The organism is Halomonas sp. AOP25-F1-15 (assembly GCF_052378675.1).
Lineage (GTDB): Bacteria > Pseudomonadota > Gammaproteobacteria > Pseudomonadales > Halomonadaceae > Vreelandella > Vreelandella casei.
Window position 1 is genome coordinate 283,491 of the sequence record NZ_JBQSXV010000004.1, and the last position, 20,128, is coordinate 303,618.

Consider the following 20,128-nt stretch of genomic DNA (forward strand, 5'->3'; position numbering starts at 1 on the left):
CGACTTGAGAGCCGTTAATGAATCACGAAGACACGTTCCCTGAAGAAGCGTCTGGTAACGATATGCCGGACACGCCGACCTCACTCCCAACCACCAGCGGGCCGCTAAAAACGATCGCCATCGGCGATACCCGCTATACGCTGCTGGGCACTGCCCACGTATCAGCAGAGAGCGCGGACGATGTGCGCAAGCTGCTGGACAGCGGCGCGTTCGATGCTGTGGCTATTGAGCTCTGTGATGCTCGCCATCACAGCATGTCCAACCCAGATGCCATGGGCGAGCAGGATCTGTTCCAAGTATTTAAAGAAGGCAAAGCGGGCATGGTGGCCGCAAGCCTTGCACTGGGCGCTTTTCAGCAGCGCATTGCCGATCAGTCCGGCATTCAGCCTGGGGCAGAAATGCGCGCGGCGGTGGAAGAAGCTAGCCGGCTGCAGCTACCGCTTCTGCTGGTGGACCGCGATGTAGGCCTGACGCTAAAACGCATTTATCGCAACGTGCCGTGGTGGCAGCGCTTCTCGCTATTTTCAGGCCTTATCGGCAGCGTGCTATCACGTCAGGATGTTTCCAAAGAGGATATCGAAAAGCTCAAAGAAGGCGATATGCTTGAGGCAACGTTCAATGAATTTGCCGCCGAATCTGAAGCGCTTTATGCGCCGCTTATTCGCGAGCGTGACCGCTATATGGCGCTACGCTTGGCAGAAGATGCCCCCCCGGGGCGCTACCAGCACGTGCTGGTGGTCATCGGCGCAGGCCACCTGAAAGGTACCGTTGAGCATCTTGAAGCACCACTGCCCGCTGACCCTAAGGTTGAGCGCGAATCACTTGAAGCGACTCCGGCGCCAACGAAACTCTGGAAAATTCTGCCGTGGCTGATTACCGCGCTGGTGTTAACGGGCTTTGCCATCGGCTTCTCGCGCAACACCGGCCTTGGCTGGCAGCTGGTTCTTGAGTGGTTCTTGATTAACGGGATTCTTGCGGGCGGTGCGACCATCATCGCTTTAGCACACCCGGTGACCGTGATCGCCACCTTCTTCGCCGCCCCGCTGACATCGCTGAATCCGACGATTGGCGCAGGCTTCGTAGCTGCAGGTGTTGAGCTGTACATGCGTAAACCCAAAGTGCGCGACTTCTCAACGTTGCGCCACGATGTCACGCAGCTAAAAGGCTGGTGGAAGAACCGTGTGTCGCGCACCTTGCTGGTCTTTATTCTCGCCACTCTCGGCTCGGCAATCGGCACCTGGGTGGCAGGCTTTAGAATTGCCGGTGCGTTATTTGGCAGTGCGTAAAAGCGCTCTTCGTAGCGCTCACTCCCCGGTGAGCGCTACGTCTCGCTGTGCGGAAAGACGCTGCATGGCGGCGGTCGGCGGGTCTATTTTGTGATGCAGTCGGCTCGCCGCATAGCTATCGTTAAACACATCAAAATAATCATCTAACCTATCCGCAGCGGCGATATCACCGCCCTGGCGCAGCAGCTCGATGGCCACTTCTGCCGTACACAGATGCGCTTTAGACGCGGGCTTTCTTAATCGATAGCGGGTTTCACGCTCGGTATGTAGCGGCAGAATCGGCAATTTATCCAAATAGATGCTTCTGCGAAACATGCGCCGCGCCTGACGCCAAGTGCCGTCTAAAATAATAAACACCGGAATGCGCGCCTGGCTTTTAGCTTCTTCAACCGCATCCAGCCCCACTACTCTATCGGCGTAATCTGCCTGATCGTCTGGAAAAATCAAAAAAGGCGCATAGCGCGGATCTTCCAGCAGTGCCAGCAAACGTGCATCCGGCGCCACCCTATACCAGGTAAACACCTGCGTCGTCGTCAGCACATCGCGTATCAAACGCCCGGTGTTGGTCGGCTTAAAATGTTCGAGTGGGTGGGTCAATAGCCACACCTGCGCATGGCTCTCAGCCTTCACCTGGTACGGGCACAAACAGTTCATGACGGGAAGCTGGCAAGCCTCACAGCGCGTCACAAAACTGCCGCGCGCTTTGAATTCACGCCGAGGTGGACGCGGATATTCGGCAACGGAGCCGTCGCCATGTCCAGAAGAGCTATATCCAGAAGAACCATGTCCAGAAAAACCAGGCCCCGAAGAATCAGTATCAACGGGGCGATCAAAAGCAGACATCCGCGCTCTCAAGTGTGGAAAAGGGCGCAGAGTATAAAGGAGCGCGCGCTATCTTGACGAATATTTCCATCGCCACCGTAAACCTAAAAACTTTCCAACGTTGACACATAAAGCGCAACGCCGCTAAAGTCTCGTCAACTATTAAAACCCAAAAGGTTTACATCATGCCATTAGCCCGCGAAAAACGCCTTAGTCAGCGTCACGACTGGACGCTGGATGAAATCAACGCGCTTTTCGCGCTACCGTTTAACGACCTACTGTTTCAAGCCCAGCAGGTTCATCGTGCCCACTTTGATGCTAACGCGGTGCAGATTTCGACGCTGCTATCGATTAAAACCGGCGCCTGCCCGGAAGACTGCAAATACTGCCCCCAGTCCGGTCACTACAATACCCAGCTTGAAAAAGAGAAACTGCTGGAAATCGAGAAAGTCGTCGAACAAGCCAAAGCGGCTAAAGAAGCCGGTGCGAGCCGTTTTTGCATGGGAGCAGCGTGGCGAAGCCCGCGCGATAAGGATCTATTGTTAGTCGAAGAGATGGTGCGTCAGGTAAAGGCGGTCGGTCTGGAAACCTGCATGACGCTGGGAATGGTGGATGGCGAGCAAGCTAGCCGGCTTGCCACGGCGGGCCTTGATTACTACAACCACAACCTGGATACCTCGCCGGATTACTACGCTGAAATCATCACCACCCGCACCTATAGCGACCGCCTGGAAACGCTGTCTAACGTCCGCGACGCGGGTATGAAGGTTTGCTCCGGCGGTATTCTTGGCATGGGCGAAGAGGCCAACGACCGCAGCGCCCTGCTGCAACAGCTGGCCAAGCTGTCGCCGCACCCGGAGTCCGTGCCGATCAACATGCTGGTCAAAGTGCCCGGCACGCCGCTGGAAAGCGTCGAAGATTTAGATCCCATTGTATTTATCCGCGCTATTGCGGTCGCCCGCATTATGATGCCGCAAAGCCACGTGCGGCTATCCGCCGGCCGTGAGCAGATGAACGAGTCGACCCAGGCGCTGGCATTTTTGGCCGGGGCCAACTCGATCTTCTACGGCGACAAGCTGCTGACGACCAGCAACCCTCAGGCGAATCGCGATCGTGCATTGTTTACTAAGCTTGGCCTTCACCCTGAAACACGCGACACCTGTGAAAGCGACGCTATCCACGCCGCCCGTCTCGCTCAGCAAGCGCAGCAAGCGCAGCAGCAGGTGCACGCCGAACGCGTGGCAGAGTTAGCGGTGGATGTCAGTGCTTGATGCCTGGCAACAACGGCTAGACGATGCACGCACGGATCGTCTGCGGCAGCACCGTTGGCGAACGCGCCAAGCACTGGCGCGTGACACGCTCGACTTTGCAGGTAACGACTACTTGGGTCTTGCCCACGATCCACGTGTCAGCGAGGCCCAGGCCGAAGGCGCACGGCGTTTCGGGGCAGGGGCCGGCGCCTCCCATTTGGTCAGCGGTCACTTGGATGTTCACGATGCGCTGGAAGAAGCCTTGGCAAGCTGGACGGGGCGGCAGCGGGCGCTGCTTTTTTCCACTGGCTATATGGCGAATATTGGCGTGCTGCAAGCACTGGCGGATAGCCACACGGCTATCTTTCAAGACCGCCTCAACCACGCGTCATTACTGGATGGAGCCACCTTAAGCGGCGCGCGCTCCAGGCGCTATCATCATCGCAATATGAACGACCTGGAAAATCTGCTGAAGCGCAGCGATAGCGTGCATAAGCTCGTCATCAGCGATGGAGTCTTCAGCATGGACGGCCATATCGCCGATATTGGGGCGCTAGTAACAGTAAGCCAACGCCATAACGCCTGGCTGATGATCGACGATGCCCACGGCGTAGGAATACTCGGCGACGCAGGCGGCGGCTGCGTGGGCAGCGCCTGGCGTAGTGACGATGTGCCGATTTTGGTCGGCACGCTAGGCAAAGCATTGGGCACTGCAGGAGCATTTGTGGCCGGGGATGCCGCGTTAATCGATCATCTGACTCAGTTTTCACGCAGCTACATCTACACCACCGCTCAGCCCCCGGCCATTGCCAACGCAACCCTCAAAGCGCTGGAGATCGTTCAGAAGGAACCAGAACACCGAGCCCATCTGAACGCTAACATCGCTTACTTTCGCCATGAGGCGTTGCACTTGGGACTATCGCTCAGCGATTCGTCCACCCCTATTCAGCCACTAATATTAGCAGACGAGTCGCGCACGCTGCGTTGGGCCGCTCAGTTACGAGAACAAGGTATACATGTAGGTGCGATTCGACCACCCACGGTGCCTAAGGGCGAAGCCCGGCTACGTATTACTCTTAGCGCACGCCATCAGCACGAGGATATTGATCGACTGCTGGCGGCACTTCACTACTGCCAGCAGCAGGAATCGCTATGAAACGCCTGCGCTTAATACTGCTTTCAGGCTGGGGAGTTGATAGCCGTATATGGCGACCGCTACAAGCTTACTGGCCAGACTCTTTTGAGATTAAGGCTATTGAGTGGCCTGGCTATGGCGATACCCCTGAGATAAAAAATCATGCAACGCTGACACCGTTAGCCGACGCTATGGCATCGGCATTATCCAGCAATGCGGTATGGGTCGGCTGGTCATTAGGCGGGCTACTGGCAACGGCGCTACTTGAACACCTTCCCCCACCACGCGGTCTAATTCTGCTCGGTGCGGGCGATACTTTCTGTTCCCGTGGCGAAGACAGTGCCAGCGGCGGTGTCGCTACTAGCGAGCTAAATGCGTTCAAACGTGCCTTTCAGCGCGAACCTATCGCGACGTGGCAACACTTTTTGCGCTGGCAGGCGCAAGGAGAACCCAACCCTCGGCAGGCATATCGGCAACTACGTGGCTTGCTGGGCGATACGCCACCCGCCGACAACACCACCCTTGCTACCGGCCTGCAGTGGCTGGCGTCGATTGATAATCGCTCATGCTTAGCGGCATCCCCCTGCCCGGCTGTGCGTCTCACCGGCGAATGTGATCCCTTCATTAGCCGCGCTCAGCACCGTAAAAGCGAAACGCTAAGCGGTGTCGGACATTGCCCGATGCTCTCCCAGCCGCAGGCTCTCGCGGCGTCGATTATCCGCCATGCGACCCAGATGGCTCATGCCAACATGGCGGTTTTATGATGGATCTAACGCTGAACAGCGAAGCTAACTGGCAGGCGCGAGTCGCCCATGCCTTCTCCCGCGCCGCTCCTCGCTACGATGCGCTAGCCACTGCGCAGCGCCAAATAGGCGAGATACTTTGGGGTTCGTTACCTACCCATGCTTTTAACGTGTTGGATATGGGGTGCGGCACCGGCTACTGGGCCCAGCGATTGGCAACCCGTTACTCCCGCGCGCATATCACTGGATTAGATTTAGCGCCCGGCATGCTGGAACAGGCCCGCCAGCGCCACGGTGAAAGCATTGACTGGCAACCAGGCGACGCTGCCGCCCAGCCATTTGATGAGCGTTCATTTGATCTGGTGTTTTCCAATCTAGCGGTGCAGTGGTGTCCCGATATTGGCGCCGTCATGAATGAACTCTACCGCGTGTTACAGCCTGGTGGGCAAGCGCATATCACGACACTACTGCCAGGAACGTTGAAAGAAGTTGCCCAAGTCTGGCAGAGACCCGAAGCACTGTTAAAAACGCCTAACCAAGCAAGTGTCGTGCAGGCCATCGGTAAGAGCCGCTTAACCATTACTCAGCAGACCGCATCGATTGAGCGTTTCTACTATCCCGATCTAAATGCCGTTATGGCGTCCATTAAAGGGGTGGGAGCACAGCTTGCTCGATCACACACCCACCTTACGCGAGCTGACATCGCCACTGCACAAACGCGCTTTGAACAGTTGCGAGAGCGGGAGGGTCTGCCGGTGAGCTATTGCTGTTTAACACTGCAGTTGGAAAAATCGCTATGAACGCCTGGTTCGTGACGGGTACCGATACCGATGCGGGTAAAACACTGGTGACCAGCGCGTTGCTATATGCCGCCCACCAACAGCAGTTGAGCACGTTGGGCCTTAAGCCTGTAGCCTCCGGCAGTGAGCAGACAAGCGACGGCCTGCGTAACGACGATGCCTTGGCATTACAGCGACAGAGCGTGCCATCTGTCGACTACGCCACGGTGAACACCATTGCTTTTGCGCCCGCTATAGCGCCTCATCTCGCTGCGATAGAAACAGGCCAACCGCTGAAAGCCAGCGCCATCACTCATTTACTGCGCAAAACGTTTATCCAAACACCGAGAAACTTCACCTTAGTTGAAGGTGCTGGCGGTTGGCGGGTCCCGTTAAACGATCAGGAAGATTTCGCCGACCTGGCGATCGCTCTCAAGCTGCCGGTGATTCTGGTCGTCGGCCTAAAGCTAGGCTGCTTGAATCATGCCCGCTTAACAGCAGAAGCCATTCGTGCCAATGGCCTGCAGCTCGCAGGCTGGGCAGGCAGCGTGGTCGACCCCGCCTTTGCCGCTGACTCAACTCGCTTTGAGGCCAATATTGCCCATTTAAAAATGAAGCTGGCGGCCCCCTGTTTAGGCATTATCCCTCATCTTGATGCCCCTGAGGCCGCTACTGCCGCCCCCTATCTCTCCCTGGAGCCGTTATGAATACGCCGGTTTGGCATCCTTATTCACATCTGAAAACACAAGCATCCGCACCCAAGGTAGTCGGCGGTGAAGGCACACACTTTGTGCTTGAAAGCGGCGAACGCCTGCTGGATGCCACCTGTTCCTGGTGGTGCATGATCCACGGTTACGGCCACCCGCGCTTGGTGGGGGCTATTCGTGAGCAGGCCGGCGAGCTGTGCCATGTCATGCTTGGCGGCTTAACCCATGAGCCCGCCGACCAGTTAGCGCGTGAGCTGGTGCGTATTACGCCCGCCGGGCTGAATCATGTTTTCTATTCGGACAGCGGCTCGGTGGGCATGGAAGTGGCAATGAAAATGGCCTTCCAATATCAGGTGCTCATCGGTAATCCCGGCAAGGTAAAGATGCTTTCGCTGATGAAGGCGTACCACGGTGACACCACCGGCTGCATGGCGGTGTGCGACCCAGAAGAAGGCATGCACAGCCTTTTTTCAGGCCTGCTGCCACAGCATCATTTTGCCCCGGCACCTACGGCTCCTTTTGATGCCACCGCAGAGCAGGTTGAACACGATCTTCATGCTCTGCGAGGTGTGCTTGAGCAATATCATCACGAGATCGCAGCGCTATTGATGGAACCGTTGCTACAGGCTGCTGGCGGGCTCAACATGACGTCACCGGGCTATGTTGCTGGCGCCAGGGCACTGTGCGATGAGTTTGGCGTGCTACTGATTTTCGATGAGGTAGCCACCGGCTTTGGCCGCACCGGCAAGCTGTTTGCCGCTGACCACGCGAACGTCACGCCGGACATTATGGTGCTCTCCAAAGGCTTAACCGGCGGCTATCTGGGTCACGCCGCCACTCTGGCGACGGATCGCGTCCACGACGCCTTTATCGGTGACAGCCCTCAGCATGCTTTTATGCACGGCCCCACGTTTATGGGCAACCCGCTCGCCTGTCGCGTGGCGCTGGAGAGTCTGCGTGTATTTGAGGAAGAGAATTACCTGGGCAAAATCGCGAGACTCAGCCAGCAGCTGCAACATGAACTACTGGAAGACCAAGCGCTAAACGCACATCCAGCCGTTGCCGACGTTCGAGTACTCGGTGCCACCGCTGTGATCGAGGCGTACTCTGCAGAGACGCTAAAAGGCGTAGGAGACTTTGCCCGCGCACGCGGCGTTTGGCTGCGCCCTATTGGTCGCTGGCTGTATACCATGCCCGCCTATATCACCTCTGAAGCGGAAATCACCCAGATTACCGACGTCATGAAAGCGTGGTTTTTAAGGGCTTAATAAAGCCAAAGGCTGTACCGACTCACTGGCGTCTCAAATTTTCAAGACAGTCGTAAATTACCTTGCTGCTTCCAGCGATTGACCAGCGCGGGAACACCCTCGCCCGCGGTGGCATTGATCGCCAAGACGCCCGGCGGGCTGAGTATATCGGCCTCTGGGTCGACCAGCGCGCAGGGCGTCTCGTAATCAATGTACGAGAGCAGCGAAGCGGCAGGCATCACCGCCAGCGAGGTACCCACCACCAATAGAAAATCAGCCTTACTGACAAGTTCACAGGCCTCGGCAAATAGCGGCACCGACTCGCCAAACCAAACCACATCAGGGCGTAGCTGGCTGCCTTTGTCGCAAACCTGGCCCAGTTCGATGCCCCCTTTAGGTAGCGGATAGCGCATGCGGTCATCAATCGATGAGCGCGCCTTTAAAATCTCACCATGTAAGTGCAGCACATGACGCGAACCTGCCCGCTCGTGAAGATCGTCGATATTCTGGGTAATGATGCTGACGTCAAACCCATCCTGCTCAAGGGCCGCCAGGGCTTTATGCGCCGCATTGGGCTTAGCTCGGCGGATCTGCTCGCGGCGCTGATTATAAAAATCCAACACCTGCTGTGGGTTACGCTGCCACGCCCGTGGTGTGGCGACGTCTTCAATCGGATAGTCCTCCCAAAGGCCGTCGCTGGCACGAAACGTTTTGATGCCACTCTCGGCGCTGATTCCCGATCCGGTAAACACCACTAAATGCGGCCTTGCTGTCATGATTCCCTCATTACTTATATTCCAGTGCATGCCCATAGAGTCGCTAGCTAGCCTGAGTAGAACAGGTCATCAGCGTTAGTCGATGGACTCAATACGTTGGACCTGTAGGCAGAATGGCCCAGCGGTGCGATCAGCAATCAAGAAACCCAGCATGTGAATATCACTAGGCGTTATCGCAGGTGCATCGCGGAGTAGCGTGCCACGTCGCACTGCTTCAAAGTCACCCCACGTGAAGCTCAGCGTCTTCCAGGTGTCGATGGAAGGCGTAAATTTCACCCGATACGCCGATGCATCGCCGAGCGCGGTGCTTTTCAGGCGTAATTGATAGGTGCGGCCATCGCCTAGAACGGTAACAGCGATACCCTTGGCTCCCGCTAGCGTGGATTCAAAATCACTAGGCTCACGGCGCACAGAGGCAAAGCCGCCGCCGTTTTCGAGCGACACCTCACCCTGAAAACGACCTTCACCGTCGGCGACGCTAAACCTGCTTTGGGAAACACCGCCCATGACGCCATCATCCACTGCGTACCAGCGCTGCTGCTCGTCAGGGTTATTAAAGGTCAGCGTCATAAAACCACCTCGCCATGGCTCATAGATAGAAAAAAAATAGATAGGCAAAATAACTAAGAAAAAGCCCCCGACATCATACCGTCAGGGGCTTACCACAGTAGCCTAATCGCTGGCTCGCTTACAGCTTAGCGGCAGTTGATACGGGTTCGCTCTTATCCAGATCCTCAGGTGAGGCGGACACTAGCGCAAACTCTTCTTCGGCGGTTTTCGCCACCAGATGATGTTTGCTGTAGAGAAAGAAGTAGGCTGCCCCCGCGATAAACAGCACGATGGTGTAGTTAAACGCGCGTGGATCAAACGCGTATACGCCGGTTAAGGCTATTAAGGCCAGCACCAGCGCGATCGATGAGGTCACAATGCCCCCCGGCGTTTTATAGGGTCGTGGCAAATCAGGCTGTTTTAAACGCAGTAAAATATGGCTTAGCGCCATCAGCGCATAGGAAATAGTGGCCCCTACCACGGCCATTGCTAGCATCAGGTCGCCTTCCCCGCTTAGCGATGCCAGAAAGCCAAACACACCGGGTACAATCAGCGCCAGATAAGGCACTTTACGCCCGCTGGTCAGCGATAGGCGCTTAGGCAAATAGCCCCCGCGTGAAAGCGCAAACACCAACCGGCTATAGCCATAAATAATCGAAAAGAACGAGGCAATTAGCCCAGCCAAGCCCAGCACGTTAACCGTGGTCGCCAGCATCGGGTTGCCGGTCGCATTAAGCGCATCAACCAGCGGCACGCCGCTTTGGCCGATCATCTCAGCCCCGGCAGCACCGGCTAACAGCACAACCACCAGCAGCGCGGTGAACAGCAAAAACAGCATCGCAGCGATAATACCTTTAGGCATATCGCGTGCGGGGTCTTTAGCTTCTTCAGCGGCCAGCGGTACGCCTTCGACCGCCAGAAACAGCCACATCCCAAACGGTAGCGCCGCCCAAACGCCGTACCAACCAAACGGCATAAACGTGCTCGCGCCCGCTGCATCGGTGGGGGCTATATCAAATAGATTGGCCGCGTCAAAACTGCCAATCAGCGCCACAGCGGTCGCTAAGATGGCAAATACCGCCAGGCCGCTAATGACCATCATGACTTTAAGCGCTTCACCCACGCCAGCCAGATGAATGCCGATAAACACCGCGTAGAAAATCAGGTAAACCAATGGCCCATTGATGCCTAGCAATGACTCAACCGCTGCGCCAATAAAAATCACAATCGCGGCGGGCGCTAAGGCGTACTCGATCAATACCGCAAGCCCGGTTAAGTACCCGCCTGCCGGCCCCATCGCTTGGCGAGCAAAGCTGTAGCCACCGCCCGCGGCAGGTATCGCCGCCGACATCTCCGCCAGCGATAGCACCAAAGCTAGGTACATTAGCGCCATTAAGCAGGCGGCAATCGCAAAGCCGCCCCATCCCGCTTCGGCGATACCAAAGTTCCAACCGGCAAAATCTCCGGAAATCACGTAGGAAACGCCAAGTCCTGCTAGCAGCATCCACCCAGCAGTACCTTTACGCAGCTGGCGCTTTGCCAGATACGCCTGATCAATCGAGGGTTGTGTCATCATTGCGGCCTTTTCATGTGGAACGAAAGAGTTGTCAGCGGCGTGCCGTTCCTCGTTTCAAGTACTGATTACGACGTTCCAGATTGTTGTTAGAAGATGTTGATTTGATCGATCTAGAAGGCTCTTTTCAGAGTGCAACTTGCATGGATTAACCGCTTTAATCGGCAACCAAAAAGTTACGCGTGGAGCCGCTTGCAGAGGCATCGCCTTCGAGCACATCGTCTTCGCTGCGGTCTTTCAACGTAACGCCTGACAACTTGCGCTGGCGGGCCTCCTTTAACAGTAAAAAAAAGCGCCTGGCGGCTTCTTCGACCTGCAAGCCTGCCGGGCGCACGTTAGAAATACAGTTGCGGCTATCGTCCTTAAGCCCTGGCTGCGGCGCCCAGGTCATATACAGCCCCAGGCTATCTGGCGAGCTCAACCCGGGCCGTTCACCGATCATAACCAGCACGGCATCGGCATTCAGCAGTGCGCCTATCTCGTCGCCAATCGCGACCCGCCCCTGCTCAACAATCGTGAGCGGCGCTAGCTGCCAATCGACGCTATCGTTTTTGAACAGTTGATAAAGTGCGCTGAGAAACGCTGCACTGTTCTGCTGCACAGCCAGTGCCGACAACCCATCGGCAATCACCACCGACAGGTCAAAGCGCTGCTGAGATGTGGCGGCTTGCTGCAATTGCTCGCGGGTTTCGTCGTTAAGCCGTCGGCCGTAATCGGGCCGCTGAAGATACGTCGCACGGTCTTGAGCATGGCTATGCAGGCGCAGGGGTAGTTGAGACAACTCAAGAGCCTGAGCAAGCTCATCGGCCAGTTTTTCGACGTCTAGCGGGCAGTGGACCGCATCTTGTGCCTGAGCATGGGCCAGCTGGAATGCCAGCAGCTTGCTGGTCGGCAGGCTGATGCCCGCTCGCCCTAAGCCAATGCGTGCATCGGTAAAGGCACTGAGGCGCTCCCAGGGGTTCTCCACCACGATAGGCGATGATCCGTTATATGCCATGGCGAGGCTCCTTAGGTAGATGACGCAGACTATTCGCAAAGGCAGCAGGCAGTTGGTCATTAAGCCGATAGGTACTCACATCCTGGAAAATCTGCATTTCTTCAAGCCATCGCTCAAATTCTGGCGCCGCTTTCAGCCCCAGCACTCGGCGCGCATAAAGCGCATCGTGAAAAGAGGTGGTTTGATAGTTGAGCATGATGTCGTCAGAACCGGGGATGCCCATGATGAAGTTGCAGCCCGCCACGCCAAGTAGCGTCAGCAGATTATCCATATCATTTTGATCGGCTTCAGCGTGGTTGGTGTAGCAAACATCGCACCCCATGGGCACGCCCAACAGCTTGCCGCAGAAGTGGTCTTCAAGCCCGGCGCGGGTGATCTCCTTACCGTCAAACAAATACTCGGGGCCGATAAAGCCCACCACGGTATTCACCAGCAGAGGGTTGAACTTACGCGCCACGGCATAGGCACGCGCCTCGCAGGTTTGCTGGTCGAGCCCGTGATGAGCATCGGCGGAAAGCGAGCTGCCTTGGCCGGTTTCAAAGTACATCACGTTGCGCCCCACCGTGCCGCGATTAAGCGACTGCGCCGCAGCTTCGGCTTCCGCCAGCGTGCTCAAGTCAAAGCCGAAGCTGCGGTTAGTCGCCTCCGTTCCACCGATGGATTGAAAGACCAAATCCACAGGGGCGCCCTGCTCTATCGCTTCCAGCGTGTTGGTCACATGCGTGAGCACGCACGATTGGGTGGGAATTTGATATTTCTGGATCACATCGTCCATCAAGCGCATCAGCTTAACGCTTTGGGCGACGTTATCAGTGGCGGGGTTGATGCCAATCACTGCATCGCCGCTACCGTAGAGCAGGCCGTCGAGAATACTGGCGGCAATGCCGGTTACGTCGTCGGTAGGATGATTAGGCTGTAAGCGCGTGGAGAGCCGCCCAGGTAGGCCAATAGTATTGCGAAAGGCGGTAATGACCCGGCACTTTTTAGCCACCAAGATGAGATCCTGGTTGCGCATTAGCTTACTCACCGCGGCGGCCATTTCAGGCGTAACGCCTGCGCGTATGGCGGTAAGCGCCTCGCTAGACGCATGATCCGAAAGCAGCCAGTTACGAAAATCACCCACCGTGAGATGTCGAATGGGGGCAAAAGCGTCGGCGTCATGATCATCCATAATCAGCCGGGTGATCTCATCGTCTTCGTAAGGAATTAACGCGTCATTTAAAAAGGTGGTGAGAGGAAGCTCAGCCAGCATCATTTGGGCGACCACGCGCTCTTCAGCGCTTTCTGCCATCACTCCAGCCAAGCGGTCACCCGAACGAGGCGGCGTGGCTTTTGCCATTAGCTCAGCTAGGCTTGTGAAGCGGTAGCTGCGACTGCCCACCGTGGTGTGATAAGTCTGGGCCATAGTGCTTTCCTTTTTCTTTTTCTTTCGCTCTTACTTTTTCTCAATGCGGCCTTGCAGCGGCCACTTTAATCATACTGACAGATCATTGAGATTTGAAAAGTGGCGCGTTTCAACTATCGCTCCATAAACTATAGCTCCATCAATCATAGCTCCATCAATCATAGCGCTATCAATCAATATGGGTAGCAAGTTTTGGCAAACGACGAGCGCGGCATTGAATGGCAATAGAAGAGAAGAGAAGAGAAGAGAAGAGAATCAAGCCAGCCTTTCAGCCAGCTTGATTAGTCGTTATAAAACGCTTATTTAAACGTAGGCAGGTGTTTGGAGTCGCGCCCTGGCAGGCCATAGCCAAACCAGCTTTGATGCGCGTTGCTATCGTTCCACACGTGGTAGTGCAACTGCGACATCATCACCGGATCATCTAGAAAATCTAAACGCTCCAACTGACTCATTGCCGCCGGGCCCATCCTGACTGCGCGTGAAACCCGCTCGTCTCGACGCCTGCGCACGGGCTCAGCATCTGAATGCCGTGAAGCGCCTAACGCAGTGGCCAGCGCATTAGGGACGGGGTCCACCACCACCTGGGCAAAGGACGGTGCGGCCATTCCTGCGTTCATCTGGGAAAGCAATTTCACCATACGCCGCAGCACCCGCGGCGGCTGCGTCTCTTCAGGAATCCTGAACAGCCGCTTTTGAAAGCTTAAGCGCCCTAGCGAGACTCGGCTCGACAGTACCGATACCGGGATAGACACCATCAGGGAAACCACTATAGGCGATAGCCACCAAAGAAACGTCGGTTCAAGCACGTAAACGCCTGCGGCCCACACGGCGCCTATCAGCGTTTGGCTCCAATGGTTGCGTATCCCATCGCCCCAAGTGGTGTCGCTATTTTCACGTGAGGGTGAGCGCCACTGAACCTCCCAGCCCATCACGGATGCCAGTACGAAGCGGGTGTGAAACAGCATTCTTACCGGCGCTAGTAGCATTGAAAAAAGCGACTCGAGCACCATGCTGGCCAACACTTTGAGCGGCCCACCAAATTGGCGGCTACCGTTGATCCACACCAGCAGCACGCTAAGAAACTTAGGCAAGAACAACAGTAGCGCGGTCACACCGAACAGCCCCACGGCTAAGGTTGGATTCCACTGCGGCCACACGGGAAACAGCATTCCCGGCTCTGGGAAGTAGTTAGGCGTGCCAAAGGTATGCACGGCTAGTAGCGCGGTAGACAGCACTAAGAACAAACACCATAGCGGCGCTGAGAGATAAGACATTAAGCCCGTCAGGAACACGGCACGGTGTACGGGATGAATGCCTTTCGAGAAAAACAGCCGAAAGTTCATCAAGTTGCCGTGGCACCAGCGCCTGTCGCGGTTGAGTTCATCGAGTAAGTTAGGCGGCATTTCTTCATAGCTGCCTTCCAACCGGTAAGCAATCCACACCCCCCAGCCGGCGCTGCGCATCAACGCCGCTTCAACGAAATCGTGGGATAAAATCTCGCCCGACATCGACCCCTTGCCAGGCAATGGTGCGAGCATGCAATGACGCATAAAAGGGGCCAGGCGAATGATCGCGTTGTGGCCCCAATAATGCGACTCACCAAGCTGCCAAAAGTGCAGCCCCGCGGTAAACAGCGGTCCGTAAACCCGTGTTGCAAACTGCTGCATGCGCGCATACAAATTGAGCCGCCCGGAGGCCCGTGGCGCGGTTTGAATAATGCCCGCTTTGGAATGCACCTCCATCATTTGCACCAAGCGAGTCAGGCATTTGCCGCTCATCACGCTGTCAGCATCCAGCACCAGCATATAGCGGTAAAGCGCGCCCCAGCGGCGACAAAAATCGTCAAGATTGCCGCTTTTACGTTTTACACGGCGCTGTCGGCGGCGGTAAAAAACCTGCCCGAAAGCCTCCAGATCGCGGCACATCGCAAGCCAAGCGTAGCTTTCCTGAATAGCAATGTCGGCATCAAAGGTATCGCTCAGAATAAAGATGTCAAAATGCTGATCATTGCCCGTGCTGCGTAGCGATTCCAACGTGGCGCGCACGCCGGCAAACACTCGGGCAACATCTTCATTACAAATCGGCACCAGCAGCGCTGTGCGCGCTTCGGCGTGAATCGGGTCGTCACCGACTTCGCTATCAATGGCGTAGCGATCATTGCCGCGTAATAGCTGGAAGAACCCCATCAGCGCCGTCCAAAACCCTGCGGATACCCAGGCAAACAGCAGCACAAACAGTGACAGGATAGTTATCTCAAGCCACTGCTGCCCTTGAGAGGGAAGCACGGTACGCATCTGATTGGCCGCGATGATGCTTTGGCCGAAAATCAGCACCAGCAAAATCCAGCGACGCCTGGTGGCCACCCATCGCCAGGCCGCAGGAGAATGATATTCTCTTTTGCGCCGGCGGCTCCAACCGCGGTTAGCCCAGTTCTTAAGGCGCCGACCGGTATTCACAATAGGATTGGTCGACCACTGCTCCGGTGCCAGCGGCGTTCGCTTGATGGGAAGCGACGTGCGCAATCGAGTAATGCCTGACGCGTCGGTTGAAAGCACCTCAGGTGGCGCTAGCGGCGGCTCTGCATAGGCCAGCGCCAAGCGCCGGCCAACGGATGACGCGGCCGGATCACTGTCGTCGCTATATTCCTCGCTGTGCCCGCCTAACGTAGCATGCAACGACGCCATGTCGTGTTGATCAAGATCACCGACTAATAGCTTGCGCCGCTCATCGCGATCCTGAGTCTCGAGCGCCAAGCGCTCAAGGTAACGATTAGTCGGCGCAGGCGTCCTGGAAGCACTCATATCAGCCATTCGCAGGCAGCCTATAGTACCAAGTTTCAGAGATCGGCTTGCCATCGCGCATTAGCTGCGCCCTTATATCTAGCGGCTGGCTGGTATTCTCGCGCTTCACGTTGATAAACACGCGCCAGCCACCGCTAACCGGATTAGGTACAGCGCGGCTAGACGCTAAGTTGCCATTATCCCCCACGCTTGCCTGAACGCTGATGTTGGCATTGCTGCCAATACCATCAAGCGCGGGCCCAACAAAGTCGATAACGAACGCGAGCGTACCGTCGGCCTCACGAACGAGGTTATCCCTAACCACCTCGCCACGCGAGCGTCTGGTTTCATCAACCCAGGCAAGCTGCGGATCCAGATGACGCTCTTCATCGACGGTGGTCGTCATACGGTAATCAAAGGCCAGCGGCGTACCCGGCTCATACATTTCATTAGGCAACCACATCGATACGATGTTGTCGTTGGTTTCATTACTGGTGGGAATTTGAATCAGCTCAACGCTACCGGCACCCCAGTCATTAAGCGGCTCGACCCAGGCGCTTGGACGCAGGTCATAGCGCGCATCAAGATCCTGATAGTCGCTAAAGTTGTGGCCGCGCTGCATCAACCCATAACCGCCTAACTCAGGCGTTTCTTGTCGATTCATCATCAGCCTGGCCGGATTCACCAGCGGGCGCCAGGTTCGGCCATTCTGCTCATCGTTGATGAGCAAGCCATTAGAATCATGGATGGCGGGCACATAGTTAAGCGTCGATGAAGGCTGCTCTGGGCCGTAAAGGTACATACTCGTTAACGGTGCTATCCCCAGTTTTTCGACCGAGCGGCGCAAATAAAGGCGCGACTGTACATCGACCAAGGTGTCGTCACCAGGGCGCAGCACAAAGCGATAGGCACCGGTCACACTAGGTGAATCGAGCAATGCAAAAATGGTTAAATATTGGCTTTCTTGGCTAGGTTCGACAATCCACATTTCTTTAAAGCGTGGGAACTCCTCACCCGATGGCAGCCCCGTATCAACCGCAAGCCCGCGCCCTGAAACACCGTAAACCTGCCCTCTACCTACGGCACGAAAATAGCTTGCGCCTAGAAACACCATGACTTCATCTTTGCGATCAGCATCATTCATCGCATAGTTAATTCTCAAGCCGGCGATACCCAGGTCGTCGCTATTTTTAACGCCGTCAGGGATATTTAAATCACCGTAGGTAAAATCGTCAGCGTTGTAAGCAAAGCCATGAACGTCGCCCTGCTGATCAATACTATTTAACTGGATCGCACTGTTGTAATGCATTCCCTCGTGGAAAAAGCTAAGCGTAAACGGCGAACCAGTACCGCTCCAAACATCGCGATCCCGCTTATATTGGATTTGCGCATACTCCGCATAGCTGAGTTCTTGCAGCTCATTTGGCATGGCCGTTTCTGGCGCGCTGTAACCTTGCTGAGCCAATTCCTCGGCTTGTCTGGCAACATCATCAAAACCGAAGGCGAAAGCTTCAAGAGGAATGCTGCCAATCAGCAGCCCGCCTAGAACGGCGACAGAGCGAAAGCCTTTGCGGCTTAAGATGTTTCGTGGGGTAAATCCTCTCATTTAGCGTATTGCTCCTGGACAATCCTTTGACTAAGTTCAAATTCGCTTATGTGCCGAATTGGCATACCATCATGCTCATTCGATCAGTTGAATGCGCCGTATTCAAGCACAACGAAGGCATCAGTCGCCAGCAGCTTAATCAGCTACCCACCCCGATATCCTTGTAAGAGAACATTATAGACTGGTTATGGGCTAGGTGGTTCTTAAAGCTTCGGGCCGTAGCGACAGTCTCGATAAAACAGTCTCGACAAAACAGTCATCATAAACCTGTAACGACAAAACAATGCAGTGGGGGTTATTCGCAAACGCTTAGCGCTGCAGCCTGACGTGGTGTACAACAGAGAGTACGCAAAACGGCTCGCTTGGAGTATCTCACGTGTTCAATACTACCGCATGGAATCGCCTACGCTATACCGCCTACGCCCCCTTTTATGACACCGTCGCTAACCGCGCATTTCGTAAACCGCGACGCATTGCGCTCGGCCAAGTGGACTGGGAGCCAGGCATGCGAGTACTCATGGTCGGTGCGGGTACGGGATTGGACCTGCCCTTTCTACCGCATGATATTGAGCTGCACGCCACCGACTTGGCACCCGCTATGGTTAAGCGTACAGCCCAACGCGCTGAAGCACTTCGCCGCGACGTTGAATGCCGCGTTATGAATGCTGAGTCGCTCAACTATCCCGATGAACACTTTGACGTCGTGATCATGCACCTGATCATTGCGGTGATGCCTAATCCGCAGCAAGGGCTTAGCGAAGCGCATCGCGTGTTAAAAACAGGTGGACAGCTGTGCGTGATGGACAAATTCCAACCGGATAGCCAGCCTTCGGGAGCGGGCCGGCGCTTGCTGAATCAACTGACATCGGCCATTGCCACTGATATCACCCGCCAAGCGCAGCCGCTACTCACGACGGCAGGTTTTTCCATTCGTCATGACGAACCCGTGCTGATGAACGGGGTATTTCGCGCCCTGCTCGCCACCAAGCCTATGCACTCAACTGCTTAATTATGCGTCCTTTAACCGCAGCCTGCTGACTAGTGATCGATAACGATACTGTATAATCTGATCAGCTACTTAGTCGATTAAGCTCGGAATAAAAATGACAAAACGCCCATCTGTTCGCACTAGCAAACTACTGTTCACGCTGCTTAGTCGCCTGCACTTATATATTGCCCTCTTCGTTGGGCCGTTTATCCTCATCGCTGCGCTATCCGGAATTGCTTATCTGCTGAGCCCGCCGCTGGAAGAGTGGCTTTATCACGACACGCTATATGGCGTCAGCCAGGGCGAGGCTCAGCCGCTGGCCGCCCAGATTGATACAGCCCAACGCTACTTAGACCAATCGACATTGCCAAACGCCGTGCGCCCCGCACCACAGCTCGGCGACACTACTCGGCTGATGTTTAACGCGCCGGATCTTGGCCCCTCGGAACACCGTGCGATCTTTGTTGACCCTATTTCGCTGGTCGTCACGGGTGACACTACGGTTTACGGCACCAGCGGTATCTTACCGTTACGCACCGCTATTGATCACTTTCATCGCCAGCTATTAATGGGCGATGTTGGCCGTCTTTATAGCGAGCTGGCCGCCTCGTGGCTTTGGCTAGCCGCGCTCGGGGGGATTCTGCTATGGGCTTGGCAGCGTCGCTCGCTAAAAATGCTTTCCGGACGCCAGTCAACGCGACGGCGCCATGCAACGCTAGGGGTGATCTTGTCGCTAGGATTGCTCTTCTTTTCGGCAACCGGGCTTACCTGGTCCCAATGGGCGGGCGGCAACATTGGAGAGCTGCGCAATGCCTGGGGCTGGAGCACGCCAAGTGCCTCGACGGCACTAATCGACACCGATAGCCAGCCACACGATGAACACGCAGAGCATCACGGTCATTCGGCTCCCGTTACCACCAGCGTACAGCTGCTGCCCGAGGATTTTGACCGCGCGCTAAATGCCGCTCGGGCAGCCGGCTTAAAGGCCCACCGTATTCAGCTCTCTCCACCGACAAATGAAAACCAAGCGTGGCGGGTAGCGGAAATAGACCGACGCTGGCCAACACAGGTCGACCAAGTCGCACTACATCCACACAGCATGGCCGTGACCGATCAAACTGATTTTTCTACCTTTCCCTTAGCCGCCAAGCTCACTCGCTGGGGCGTTGATCTGCATATGGGGGTACTGTTTGGTATCGCCAATCAGCTAGTGCTAGCGCTAATCGCCGCGGGGCTGGTCGCACTGATCGCACTGGGCTATGTAACGGCATGGCGACGGCTGCGCGCAGCGAGCGGCCAGCGCTTTCCCACCATTGCAGAACCCTGGCTCATGCTACCGCTCACTGCCAAACTCAGTGTGAGCGTGATCGCTATCGCTCTAGGCTTAGCGCTACCGGTGCTTGGCGTGAGTCTGGCGGTCTTTATCGTGATTGATGCGCTGCGCTGGTGCATAGCCACTAAGCGGCATGCACGTAATCGCTGAGC

17 protein-coding genes are annotated in these 20,128 nt (G+C 56.0%); 9 read left to right on the plus strand and 8 right to left on the minus strand.

Annotation, left to right across the window (positions count from 1 at the left end; genetic code table 11):
- Positions 1-17: 17 nt before the first annotated feature.
- Positions 18-1,286 carry a TraB/GumN family protein gene (locus tag ACT3TF_RS09660; protein ID WP_444672122.1) on the plus strand — a complete coding sequence of 423 codons (1,269 nt, stop codon included), beginning with the start codon at positions 18-20 and terminating at the stop codon, positions 1,284-1,286.
- Positions 1,287-1,304: 18 nt separating this feature from the next.
- On the opposite strand, the gene ACT3TF_RS09665 is transcribed toward ACT3TF_RS09660, so the two are convergent.
- The gene (locus ACT3TF_RS09665) at positions 1,305-2,129 is read right to left on the minus strand and encodes a tRNA-uridine aminocarboxypropyltransferase (protein WP_441686120.1); all 825 of its coding nucleotides are present in this window, start codon (positions 2,127-2,129) and stop codon (positions 1,305-1,307) included.
- A 164-nt stretch (positions 2,130-2,293) separates the two neighbouring features.
- On the opposite strand from ACT3TF_RS09665, the gene bioB reads away from it, so the two are divergent.
- From bioB to bioA, 6 genes are read left to right on the plus strand one after another with little or no spacing between them, the layout of a single operon-like run.
- Positions 2,294-3,379: a biotin synthase BioB gene (gene bioB / locus ACT3TF_RS09670; RefSeq protein ID WP_444672123.1), complete on the plus strand. Its 1,086-nt coding sequence runs from the start codon at positions 2,294-2,296 to the stop codon at positions 3,377-3,379.
- Positions 3,366-4,514, plus strand: coding sequence for an 8-amino-7-oxononanoate synthase (gene bioF, locus ACT3TF_RS09675; RefSeq protein ID WP_444672124.1), 1,149 nt, complete (start codon positions 3,366-3,368; stop codon positions 4,512-4,514). The genes bioB and bioF overlap by 14 nt, the downstream gene beginning before the upstream one ends.
- Positions 4,511-5,257 (plus strand): alpha/beta fold hydrolase, encoded by a 747-nt coding sequence (locus tag ACT3TF_RS09680; protein WP_444672125.1) that lies wholly within the window; start codon positions 4,511-4,513, stop codon positions 5,255-5,257. Before bioF ends, ACT3TF_RS09680 begins: the two co-directional genes overlap by 4 nt.
- Complete coding sequence (locus ACT3TF_RS09685) at positions 5,254-6,036, plus strand: methyltransferase domain-containing protein (protein ID WP_441686112.1); 783 nt, start codon at positions 5,254-5,256, stop codon at positions 6,034-6,036. Before ACT3TF_RS09680 ends, ACT3TF_RS09685 begins: the two co-directional genes overlap by 4 nt.
- Positions 6,033-6,722 carry a dethiobiotin synthase gene (gene bioD / locus ACT3TF_RS09690; RefSeq protein WP_441686110.1) on the plus strand — a complete coding sequence of 230 codons (690 nt, stop codon included), beginning with the start codon at positions 6,033-6,035 and terminating at the stop codon, positions 6,720-6,722. Before ACT3TF_RS09685 ends, bioD begins: the two co-directional genes overlap by 4 nt.
- The gene (gene bioA, locus ACT3TF_RS09695) at positions 6,719-7,990 is read left to right on the plus strand and encodes an adenosylmethionine--8-amino-7-oxononanoate transaminase (RefSeq protein ID WP_444672126.1); all 1,272 of its coding nucleotides are present in this window, start codon (positions 6,719-6,721) and stop codon (positions 7,988-7,990) included. The genes bioD and bioA overlap by 4 nt, the downstream gene beginning before the upstream one ends.
- A 41-nt stretch (positions 7,991-8,031) precedes the next feature.
- On the opposite strand, the gene ACT3TF_RS09700 is transcribed toward bioA, so the two are convergent.
- The 7 genes from ACT3TF_RS09700 to ACT3TF_RS09730 form a co-directional block, all read right to left on the minus strand.
- The gene (locus ACT3TF_RS09700) at positions 8,032-8,745 is read right to left on the minus strand and encodes an SIR2 family NAD-dependent protein deacylase (RefSeq protein ID WP_444672127.1); all 714 of its coding nucleotides are present in this window, start codon (positions 8,743-8,745) and stop codon (positions 8,032-8,034) included.
- 75 nt (positions 8,746-8,820) lie between these two features.
- Positions 8,821-9,315 carry a CIA30 family protein gene (locus ACT3TF_RS09705; protein WP_441686105.1) on the minus strand — a complete coding sequence of 165 codons (495 nt, stop codon included), beginning with the start codon at positions 9,313-9,315 and terminating at the stop codon, positions 8,821-8,823.
- A gap of 118 nt (positions 9,316-9,433) precedes the next feature.
- Entirely contained in the window at positions 9,434-10,867 is a 1,434-nt protein-coding gene (gene eat, locus ACT3TF_RS09710) for an ethanolamine permease (protein ID WP_096282094.1), read from the minus strand.
- Positions 10,868-11,024: 157 nt separating this feature from the next.
- Positions 11,025-11,864: an ethanolamine ammonia-lyase subunit EutC gene (eutC, locus tag ACT3TF_RS09715; RefSeq protein ID WP_444672129.1), complete on the minus strand. Its 840-nt coding sequence runs from the start codon at positions 11,862-11,864 to the stop codon at positions 11,025-11,027.
- Positions 11,854-13,269 carry an ethanolamine ammonia-lyase subunit EutB gene (locus ACT3TF_RS09720; RefSeq protein ID WP_444672130.1) on the minus strand — a complete coding sequence of 472 codons (1,416 nt, stop codon included), beginning with the start codon at positions 13,267-13,269 and terminating at the stop codon, positions 11,854-11,856. Before ACT3TF_RS09720 ends, eutC begins: the two co-directional genes overlap by 11 nt.
- Positions 13,270-13,568: 299 nt before the next feature.
- Positions 13,569-16,079, minus strand: a complete 2,511-nt coding sequence (gene mdoH / locus ACT3TF_RS09725) for a glucans biosynthesis glucosyltransferase MdoH (RefSeq protein WP_444672131.1) — start codon at positions 16,077-16,079, stop codon at positions 13,569-13,571.
- Complete coding sequence (locus ACT3TF_RS09730) at positions 16,072-17,655, minus strand: glucan biosynthesis protein G (RefSeq protein WP_441686099.1); 1,584 nt, start codon at positions 17,653-17,655, stop codon at positions 16,072-16,074. Before ACT3TF_RS09730 ends, mdoH begins: the two co-directional genes overlap by 8 nt.
- 376 nt (positions 17,656-18,031) lie before the next feature.
- Between ACT3TF_RS09730 and ACT3TF_RS09735 the strand changes: the two genes are divergently transcribed.
- Together ACT3TF_RS09735 and ACT3TF_RS09740 are read left to right on the plus strand one after the other, a co-directional pair.
- On the plus strand, positions 18,032-18,664 hold the full coding sequence (locus ACT3TF_RS09735; protein ID WP_441686097.1) for a class I SAM-dependent methyltransferase: 633 nt from the start codon (positions 18,032-18,034) through the stop codon (positions 18,662-18,664).
- Between the two features lie 94 nt (positions 18,665-18,758).
- Positions 18,759-20,126 carry a PepSY-associated TM helix domain-containing protein gene (locus tag ACT3TF_RS09740; RefSeq protein ID WP_444672132.1) on the plus strand — a complete coding sequence of 456 codons (1,368 nt, stop codon included), beginning with the start codon at positions 18,759-18,761 and terminating at the stop codon, positions 20,124-20,126.
- Positions 20,127-20,128: the final 2 nt, after the last annotated feature.

Coding starts and splice junctions, on each gene's coding strand:
- ACT3TF_RS09660 (WP_444672122.1), top strand. CDS start 18: ATGAATCACGAAGACACGTTCCCTGAAGAAGCGTCTGGTAACGATATG.
- ACT3TF_RS09665 (WP_441686120.1), bottom strand. CDS start 2,129: ATGTCTGCTTTTGATCGCCCCGTTGATACTGATTCTTCGGGGCCTGGT.
- bioB (WP_444672123.1), top strand. CDS start 2,294: ATGCCATTAGCCCGCGAAAAACGCCTTAGTCAGCGTCACGACTGGACG.
- bioF (WP_444672124.1), top strand. CDS start 3,366: ATGTCAGTGCTTGATGCCTGGCAACAACGGCTAGACGATGCACGCACG.
- ACT3TF_RS09680 (WP_444672125.1), top strand. CDS start 4,511: ATGAAACGCCTGCGCTTAATACTGCTTTCAGGCTGGGGAGTTGATAGC.
- ACT3TF_RS09685 (WP_441686112.1), top strand. CDS start 5,254: ATGATGGATCTAACGCTGAACAGCGAAGCTAACTGGCAGGCGCGAGTC.
- bioD (WP_441686110.1), top strand. CDS start 6,033: ATGAACGCCTGGTTCGTGACGGGTACCGATACCGATGCGGGTAAAACA.
- bioA (WP_444672126.1), top strand. CDS start 6,719: ATGAATACGCCGGTTTGGCATCCTTATTCACATCTGAAAACACAAGCA.
- ACT3TF_RS09700 (WP_444672127.1), bottom strand. CDS start 8,745: ATGACAGCAAGGCCGCATTTAGTGGTGTTTACCGGATCGGGAATCAGC.
- ACT3TF_RS09705 (WP_441686105.1), bottom strand. CDS start 9,315: ATGACGCTGACCTTTAATAACCCTGACGAGCAGCAGCGCTGGTACGCA.
- eat (WP_096282094.1), bottom strand. CDS start 10,867: ATGACACAACCCTCGATTGATCAGGCGTATCTGGCAAAGCGCCAGCTG.
- eutC (WP_444672129.1), bottom strand. CDS start 11,864: ATGGCATATAACGGATCATCGCCTATCGTGGTGGAGAACCCCTGGGAG.
- ACT3TF_RS09720 (WP_444672130.1), bottom strand. CDS start 13,269: ATGGCCCAGACTTATCACACCACGGTGGGCAGTCGCAGCTACCGCTTC.
- mdoH (WP_444672131.1), bottom strand. CDS start 16,079: ATGGCTGATATGAGTGCTTCCAGGACGCCTGCGCCGACTAATCGTTAC.
- ACT3TF_RS09730 (WP_441686099.1), bottom strand. CDS start 17,655: ATGAGAGGATTTACCCCACGAAACATCTTAAGCCGCAAAGGCTTTCGC.
- ACT3TF_RS09740 (WP_444672132.1), top strand. CDS start 18,759: ATGACAAAACGCCCATCTGTTCGCACTAGCAAACTACTGTTCACGCTG.